At 66.7% G+C, this 7,589-nt stretch carries 10 protein-coding genes; 8 read left to right on the top strand and 2 right to left on the bottom strand.

Going from position 1 to position 7,589, the window contains the following annotated elements:
* Nucleotides 1–452: phosphotransferase (locus ACFU8Q_RS36790; RefSeq protein WP_384463093.1), on the bottom strand; the 452-nt coding region annotated here is incomplete at its 3' end.
* Nucleotides 453–502: 50 nt separating this feature from the next.
* Between ACFU8Q_RS36790 and ACFU8Q_RS36785 the strand changes: the two genes are divergently transcribed.
* The 5 genes from ACFU8Q_RS36785 to ACFU8Q_RS36765 all read left to right on the top strand — a co-directional run bounded on the left by ACFU8Q_RS36785 (nucleotide 503) and on the right by ACFU8Q_RS36765 (nucleotide 4,971).
* Nucleotides 503–931 (top strand): recombinase family protein, encoded by a 429-nt coding sequence (locus ACFU8Q_RS36785; protein WP_384463090.1) that lies wholly within the window; start codon nucleotides 503–505, stop codon nucleotides 929–931.
* Between the two features lie 383 nt (nucleotides 932–1,314).
* Nucleotides 1,315–2,322, top strand: coding sequence for a DMT family transporter (locus ACFU8Q_RS36780; protein WP_384463087.1), 1,008 nt, complete (start codon nucleotides 1,315–1,317; stop codon nucleotides 2,320–2,322).
* Nucleotides 2,323–2,325: 3 nt separating this feature from the next.
* A complete protein-coding gene (locus ACFU8Q_RS36775; RefSeq protein WP_384463085.1) occupies nucleotides 2,326–3,261 on the top strand; it encodes a LysR family transcriptional regulator in 936 nt (311 codons plus the stop codon).
* Nucleotides 3,262–3,907: 646 nt separating this feature from the next.
* Nucleotides 3,908–4,447 (top strand): winged helix-turn-helix domain-containing protein, encoded by a 540-nt coding sequence (locus ACFU8Q_RS36770; protein WP_384463082.1) that lies wholly within the window; start codon nucleotides 3,908–3,910, stop codon nucleotides 4,445–4,447.
* Nucleotides 4,372–4,971: a transposase gene (locus ACFU8Q_RS36765; protein WP_384463079.1), complete on the top strand. Its 600-nt coding sequence runs from the start codon at nucleotides 4,372–4,374 to the stop codon at nucleotides 4,969–4,971. Before ACFU8Q_RS36770 ends, ACFU8Q_RS36765 begins: the two co-directional genes overlap by 76 nt.
* A 65-nt stretch (nucleotides 4,972–5,036) precedes the next feature.
* On the opposite strand, the gene ACFU8Q_RS36760 is transcribed toward ACFU8Q_RS36765, so the two are convergent.
* Nucleotides 5,037–5,531, bottom strand: a complete 495-nt coding sequence (locus ACFU8Q_RS36760; protein WP_384463076.1) for an AAA family ATPase — start codon at nucleotides 5,529–5,531, stop codon at nucleotides 5,037–5,039.
* 299 nt (nucleotides 5,532–5,830) lie between these two features.
* Between ACFU8Q_RS36760 and ACFU8Q_RS36755 the strand changes: the two genes are divergently transcribed.
* The 3 genes from ACFU8Q_RS36755 (at nucleotide 5,831) to ACFU8Q_RS36745 (ending at nucleotide 7,412) form a co-directional block, all read left to right on the top strand.
* Nucleotides 5,831–6,028, top strand: coding sequence for a hypothetical protein (locus ACFU8Q_RS36755; protein ID WP_266753797.1), 198 nt, complete (start codon nucleotides 5,831–5,833; stop codon nucleotides 6,026–6,028).
* 341 nt (nucleotides 6,029–6,369) lie between these two features.
* Nucleotides 6,370–6,705, top strand: a complete 336-nt coding sequence (locus ACFU8Q_RS36750) for a hypothetical protein (RefSeq protein ID WP_384463073.1) — start codon at nucleotides 6,370–6,372, stop codon at nucleotides 6,703–6,705.
* Between the two features lie 179 nt (nucleotides 6,706–6,884).
* Nucleotides 6,885–7,412 (top strand): hypothetical protein, encoded by a 528-nt coding sequence (locus tag ACFU8Q_RS36745; protein WP_384463070.1) that lies wholly within the window; start codon nucleotides 6,885–6,887, stop codon nucleotides 7,410–7,412.
* The last annotated feature ends 177 nt before the right edge of the window (nucleotides 7,413–7,589 follow it).

The following is a 7,589-nucleotide window of genomic DNA, read 5'->3' as shown; positions in this document are numbered from 1 at the left end:
GTGCACTTCTTGGGGTGAGCGCCGAAGTCCGAGCTGATCGGCGCCTCGGCGGGCGCCTCCACGTGGAGCGCCCGGAGGAAGCCCGCCAGGGTGTCGGCCGCGTGGGCGCCGCGGTTGATCGAGCCGTGGTCCAGCGGCTCGCCGGGAACCCACGTCATCACGGTCCAGTGCTTGGGGAAGCGCTCGGACGGTTCGCCGAACCGCACCGGGGTCGGCACCGGGAGCGGCAGGCGCGGGGCCAGCACGGGGAGCCACCGCCGCTCCTTGAGCTGGAGCTCCGGGGTGGGGTCCATGCGCTGCATGCGCACGGCCAACTCGTCCCCGAGGCGCCACATCTGGTTGCCCCAGCCGCCCGCCACCTCGCGGATGGCCAGCCCTGCAAGGTCTGGATGCTGTTCCTGCAGCAGGTCGCGGACCAGGTCTGCGGTGATCTCGATCTCGGTGTCGGTCATGCGAAGCCACACTACTGGGGCAGGATTCTGGCTTCGCTCGTGATCCGCGATTGGCTAGCTGCCTGAGCCGGCGGCCGACGGCGGTACCTCGACGACGAAGAACAGGAAGTTGGGGTTGGGAGCGCGGCATCGGCTTCACCTCGCTCCACGAGAACCTCGACACCACCACCCCCGGCGGCCGACTCGTCTTCCACGTCTTCGCCGCCCTGGCGGAGTTCATCCGCGAACTCATCGTCCAGGGAACCCGCGAGGGCCTGGCCGCCGCTCGCGCCCGCGGCTGGGTCGGCGGACGCCCCACCGTCGCCGCCGAAGAAGTCATCCGCGCCGCCCGCGACCTCCTGCCCGACCCCGGCCGCTCCATCACCTCGATCGCCAAGCACCTCGGCGTCTCCCCGGGCACCCTCTACAACCACATCCCCGACCTCCGCGAACTGCGCGCCGGCACGGTCCCCCATCAGCTCGAAGTCACGGAGCGGTGACCACGTGCCGATCCGACCCGAGAACCGCGACCGGCACCCGCCGACTGACCAGAGATCTCCACTACGACCGTGAACCCCCCCCACGCCCGCCCCGGACCCAGGTCCGTCGTACCGCGCTCGAAATCAGCGGGCAGCTGACGTTCGAGCTGTAGGCGAACGCAGCAAGATCAAGTGCTTAGCGTTACTGGCTGTTCTATTGGTCCCCAAGGCCGACCTTCACCGCCAGTGGCCCCGGCCAGGGCCCGCGCCCCTTCCGCGACCCGGACGCGCCCGAGGACGGCGATGAGGAGCAGTAAGCCTGGCACCCCAGATAAGCACGACTAATGGTTTCTGCTTCAAAGACTAAATGGAACTTTTCGTTCCGGGCGGGGATGCTGGACCCTGTGCAGCCACGCCTCATTTCTTCTCGCTTCCTCGCCCTGACCGGCACCGTCGTCCTATGGGCCTCAGCCTTTCCCGCCATCCGGGTTGGGGTCGACGGCCTGGGGGTGCAGGCTCTGTCGTTCCTACGGATCGTGATCGCTGCCGTTGCCCTGCTGCTGGTGGCGCCGTTCGCGAAGGTCCGCTTGCCCCGGTCCCGCGATCTGCCCATGGTCGCCTTGTGCGGGGCGACCGGCATCACCGCCTACCAGCTCCTGCTCAACTGGGGCGAGGTAAACGTGGCGGCCGGTACGGCGAGCCTGTTGATCGCGATCGTCCCCGCCTTCAGCGTGCTGCTGGGAAGCCTGTTCCTCAAAGAGCGGGTGAGCCGCAACATCGTCCTCGGCAGCGTCGTCGCGATCGCCGGCGCGGCCATCGTCAGCCTGGCCAAGGGCACCGGCGGGTTCACCGTCTCCGCCCTCATCGTCCTGGCCGCCGCCGTGGTCCAAGGGGTGTACCACGTCGCCACCAAGCCCCTGCTGCGTCACTACACCGGCCTGGAGGTCGCCACCTACGCGATGGTCGCAGGCACGGTCTTCGCTCTGCCGCTGGCCCCCGCCACCTGGCACGCAACCCTGCATGCACCGGCCGGCGCCTTGGCCTCCGCGCTCTACCTGGGCCTGCTCCCCTCCGCGCTCGGCTTCGTCATCTGGGCGTATGCCGTCGCCCGACTGCCGCTCGCCGCCTCCACCGCCGCCCTGTACCTGGTCCCGCCGGTGGCCCTGGTCATCTCCTTCGTCTGGCTGGGCGAGGTGCCCCACTTCGTCGAGCTGGTCGGCGGAGCGGTCGGCGTCGCGGGAGTGATCACGATCAACCGGCGCACCCCGGTACAGCGCCACCGCGGAGAGCGAGCAGGTGCCCCCGGCCGCCCGGCGGTCGACCAGCCCGTCACCACACGCGGCGAGAACACCCGCCGCGGTCCGCACCGCATCGCGGAACCCGTCGCCGGCCCCGGCCCGATCAAGGAGTAGACCGTGCTCGATGTACGCCGCCTGCGCATCCTCCAACACCTCGCCGCGTACGGGACCGTCGCGGCCACCGCCGAGGCTCTCCACCTGACTCCACCAGCGGTCTCCCAGCACCTTGCCGCCCTGCAGAAGGAGGCCGGCACACCGGTGGTGGAGAAACAGGGACGCACACTGCGGCTGACCGCGGCCGGGGAACTGCTGGTGGCTCATGCCGAGATCATCCTTGCGGAACTCGCGGCAGCCGAGTCAGGCCTGGCCGCCCTGCAAAGCGGCCGGCGCGGCATCGTGCGGATCACCGCCTTCGCCTCCGCCGCCCGCACCCTCATCGCGCCCCTGTGGCAACGACTTGCCGAGAGCGATCCCGCCCCGGAACTGTCGCTGCGACTGTCTGTGCAGGAACCCGACCAAGCCCTCGACGAACTGCACAAGCGTTCCACCGACCTCGCCCTGGTCCACAGCTACACCGTGCTGCCACGCAGCTTCCCCGCCGCCTACGAGCAGGTCCTCCTCATGGAGGAACCGGTGCTGCTCGCCCTGCATCCCCGCCAGGCCGGCGAGCTGGGGCTGCAGCCCGGCCAGCCGGTGGACCTGTCCCGCGCGGCAGACCTGCCCTGGCTCACCCCAGGACCGGAGACCTCCTGCTACGAGATGATCCAACGCGCCTGCGGCTCGGCCGGCTTCGTCCCGGACATCAGGACCCGGAGCAGCGACTTCGCCGTGCTGGCGGCCCTGGTCGCCGCAGGAGCGGGTACCGCCCTCATCCCTCGCATGGCACTACCCGACACCACCGAGTTCCTCAGCCTCCACCCCTTGCTCCACCCCATCTCCCGGTCCATCTTCACCGTCAGCCGTGCAGGAACCAGCAAGCGCCCCGACCTGCGGCGCGTACTGCAACTGCTCCACGACCAAGCCGCAGCCCCCGGCACCAAGCGACTCGCATAAACGGTCCTTTGCCCGAGCAAGATCAAACGCGACGGCCCGCGGAGGCGAAGCGCCGTTGCGGTTCGCAGAACTCGTTCTCACTCAAAGGCGGGTCGGGACACGCGGTAGCACCAACCGCCCTCCGGAACTGGCCCGGTGCGAAGGGCCTGCACCCGCTCTGACCTGCGGTTCGTAGGACCTTCGAAGGACCCGAAGGACCTTAGAGGGGGTAACGCACATGAAGATGACTCTGAATCGGCGTATATGCAGGTCACAGACGTGCCTCGTATTAAGAGCTCTGCCCCTGAAAAAGCCCTTCGGGTCCTTCGGGTCCTTCGAAATTGCAGGTCAGCGGCCCGAAGGACCTTGGGCAAGGTCCTTCGCAAGGTCCTTCGCACTGATCAGGAGTGAGCCGGGTACGGCGCGAAGGGACCTGGACGCCGCCCCGCTTTGTAGCGCGCAGTCTAGCTAGATAGCGCGCCGCCTCAGCCGCTCCGTCTATCCCGTGCGCGCATGCATGGACGGTCTCATGAGTTCCATGACGCTGGCTAAATGGCCAGCATTTCCGCTGGCAATAAATGTTCAAACAAGCTAGATACTGAACTTGATTGAGTGATGTCGGGGCATTTGCCTGACAGTGCGTGGGCCTGGTCGGTAATTGTGGTTTGTGAGATACGCGCAGGGCGGCGGCTTGAACGACGTGAAGAGGGCTGCTAGGGAGCGGGTTCGGCTGGAGGCAGTCGGTCTCTTCGAGGGCGGCGCGAAGAACAGGGAGATCGCGGTCGCGCTTCGGGTGAGCGAACGGTCGGTGGAGCGCTGGCGTCGGCAGTGGCGGGAGCGGGGCCGGGAGGGAGTCCGGTCGAAGGGCTCGCCTGGGCGTCCGAGGCTGTCGAGTTGCCAGATGGCCAGGCTGGAGCGGGAGTTGGAGCGTGGTCCACTCGCCCATGGCTGGGCGGACCAGCAGTGGACGTTGGCCCGGGTGAAGACGTTGATCGGACGGTTGTTCCACATCAGCTACACAGTGGAGGGGACGTGGCGGCTACTCAAACGCCATGGCTGGTCCTGGCAGCAGCCGGCTCGGCGGGCGATCGAACGTGACGACGAGGCAGTGGAGTTGTGGAAGAAGGAGGTGTGGCCACAGGTAAAAGCACGGCGGCGGCCCGCGGAGCCTGGATCGTCTTCGAGGACGAGGCCAGCCAGTCGCTGAAACCGCCACGCGCAAGGTCCTGGGGCCGCATCGGCCAGACGCCCGTCGTCCGCGTCCGGGGCCGGGGCTCCGGGCGGGTCTCGATGGCGGGAATGACCTGCTTCCGTTCCGGAGAGCGGTCGCGGCTGATCTACAGCTTCCGCGTCCACCGGGGCCGCAAAGGCGAGCCCAAGGGCTTCACCTGGCAGGACTATCGCGACCTCATCGTGCGGGCCCACAACCAGCTCAAAGGCCCCATCGTCCTGGTCTGGGACAACCTGCGCACCCACCTCATGCCGCAGATGAAGGACTTCATCGCCGCGAACGAGGACTGGCTGACCGTCTTCCACTTCCCCTCCTACGCACCCGACCTCAACCCGCAGGAAGGCATCTGGTCACTGGTGAAACGGACCATCGGCAACCTTGCCGCCGCGAACCTCGACCAGCTCGCCACCGCCGTGAAGCGCAGCCTCAGGAAGATCCCCTACCGGCCGCACCTCATCGACGGATGCCTTGCCGGCGCCGACCTGGCGCTGGACACCTGATCTGGCCTGGCTATCGACCGGGATGGACCTGTGTGGCCGGCAGCCTTCTCAGCCCGGGATCTTTGTCAGGCTGAGGTTGGAAGTGCCGGGGGCTCTTCACCCTCACCCGCAGGGGCTTCAGAGTGCTCGGCGATCCAGGCCAGCGTCTCTGGCGAAATCACGCCATGCTCCTGTTCGTTGTTCCGCTTGGCCAGTCTCCGCAACAACTCATCGTGATCAGTTTGGAAGTGGACGAGCCGCCACCTGGCGCCATACTCCGTGACCAGCTGCTTGTAGTCGTCCCTGACCGCACGGGTGCCCAGGCCGTGATCCAGCACTACCGAACGGCCTTCCCGTAGGAGTGCGACGAGCTGTCGCCGAACGTCCTCGATCACGGGAGCCTGAAGCGCGAGGTGTTCGTACTCGGCGTGGTCCTTGCCGATCCGTCCATGCCAGGCTGTCATTTGTTCATCCACTGACAGACGGACGACACCGCCTCGTGCCAACGCCTTCGCGAAGGTGGTCTTACCTGAGCCGGGCATGCCGGTAAGTAGCCATACGACTGGCTGAGGATCACTCACCCGCCTGACCCTAGCGGTCCCGGCGCCGTGCAACGAAGCGGATTCCGATCGCCTGGGAACACGATCACATCATCGCGCAAGGCATGCGGAGCACGATGAGCTGTATGCCCGACAACACCCGATCAAGTTCAGTAGCGCGCCGCCGCAACGGCTGCGGCCGGGAATGTCCCCCACCGACGGACGCCCGGATTCGGCAGCCTGGAGACGGCCAGTTACGTACTGACGCCGACCAACTCGCCTTCATAGGCTCCTAGTCGGCCTATCCGCCAGTTTCAGGAGGTGTCGTGCAACCCCACACGATGTACTGCTACACCTGCGAGACCGATGAAAATCACCGCCCCCTCACCCCCACGGAGAAGGGCTGGCTCAAGAACCGCACCGGCATGAAGAACGTCGAAGCGTTCTTCATGTGCACGGCACAGGGCTGCCGCAACCTGCGCACCGGCTTCAACCAGCACCCCTTCGACCCAGTCATCCGCGTTCCCCTGCCCGACTGACCCCCCTCGCGGCGCAGTCGTACCGCAGCAGTAGCCGTGGCCCCGAGCACGGTTGTCTTCGGGGCCACGGCTCCTCCAGGGGTGTGACCGATATACGGGCCAAAGGGGCAACGGGATGATCTTGAAGTCCCGAGAGTTTGGCCCGCTCCCGTTCGGTCCGTCGGACCCGCGCGGCCGTGGTGCTCACTGGGCTGCCTGCGCGGCACAGTCCGCTCTGCAGGGTTGGGAATGTCGGCTGCTGGACGGGATGTTCGGCGGCCCATCATGCTGTGTGGATGTTGCGACGTAGATGGCGAGCGTGGCAGGACCAGCGAGTACAGAACCGGGGCGTAGCGGCCCGAATGAACGAGTTCTATGACTCGCTCTTGGAGCAGGAGGGGGCGTCAGTCGAGGACGTCGCCCGCAAGTACGGCCGCCACCTCAAGTCCAACTACACGCGTCTCCTGAGCGCGAAGAACACCTCGACCTCCCCGTACTACGTCGGGCTGTCCTCACAGATGGGCAGCTTCACGCATGTCACCAAGAGGGTTGCCCTGGTCGCAGACACCATGCTGTTGTCCGAACACGGCATCGGAGCGGTGCACGAACTCGGGGAGACCGGATACAGCTATTCGGGAATGGCAGGGGAGATTCGACCGAGACCCATGCCGAGCAGATCACATGGACCTACGGGATGAAGACCAAGAATCTTGCCGAGTTGGGTCAGTGGCTCCTGGACGCTGAGCCTCTGCTGCGCAGCGGGCTGGTCTGGTACGGGCCAGTCTTCACAGAGGGAAGCGCTGGAAGGAGTTCGACGCACTACGGGGATAGGCCTCCCGGTCCGCTCCCTTCGTTCAGTGACCAGTCCATTGACTTCGTGTTCGAGCACGGCAGGGGCGTAGATCTATCGAGAGCCAAGCCCCTCGCCAGCCGGGTAATCCGGCCGATCCTGGAGATCGATCTACCCTTCATCGACACGCTCACCCTCAGCGACTTCGCGCAGATCACCCGCGAGGAGTTCGACTCCTACACCCAGTTCCGCGACTTCATGCGCTCCCGGCTTCTCGAACTTGATGACGCGTTGGAAGCCGTTGACTCCCAGGTGGCCCTGGAACGAGTCGCGCTCGCCATCCGTGACGAGCTGAACGCGGCTGCCGCCGAGATGATCAGGGCGACCCGGTCCCGGGCCCTCAGCCGCTCCGGTGCCATGCTGGGTACGACGAGCGCAGTCCTTGCCGCGGTCCGCCCCGAAGCCCTCCAAGGGGCGCTCGCCACCACCGCAACGCTCGCGGCCGGCGCAACCGGCCTGTGGCCGACCATCCAGGCGTTCGCCGACATCAAACCCAAACGCACGCAAGGCAAGTGGCACTACGTATGGGTCCTGCAGAGGAAGGCCGCCCGCTGAGCCTGCCTGGACAAGAAACGGGTCCCCCAAGGCTTCAAGATCATCCCGTTGCCCCTTTGGCTCGTATCTCGGTCACACCCCAGATAGCCGCCGACCCCGGCCGTTGTCTGGCGGCACACGGCCGCCGGACAGGTCGCCCACCGCCGAAATCAGACGCCTTCGCGCAGGTATAGGTCG

This window comes from Streptomyces sp. NPDC057543 (assembly GCF_042801895.1).
Lineage (GTDB): Bacteria > Actinomycetota > Actinomycetes > Streptomycetales > Streptomycetaceae > Streptomyces.
This window is presented reverse-complemented; position numbering and strand designations above follow the sequence as displayed.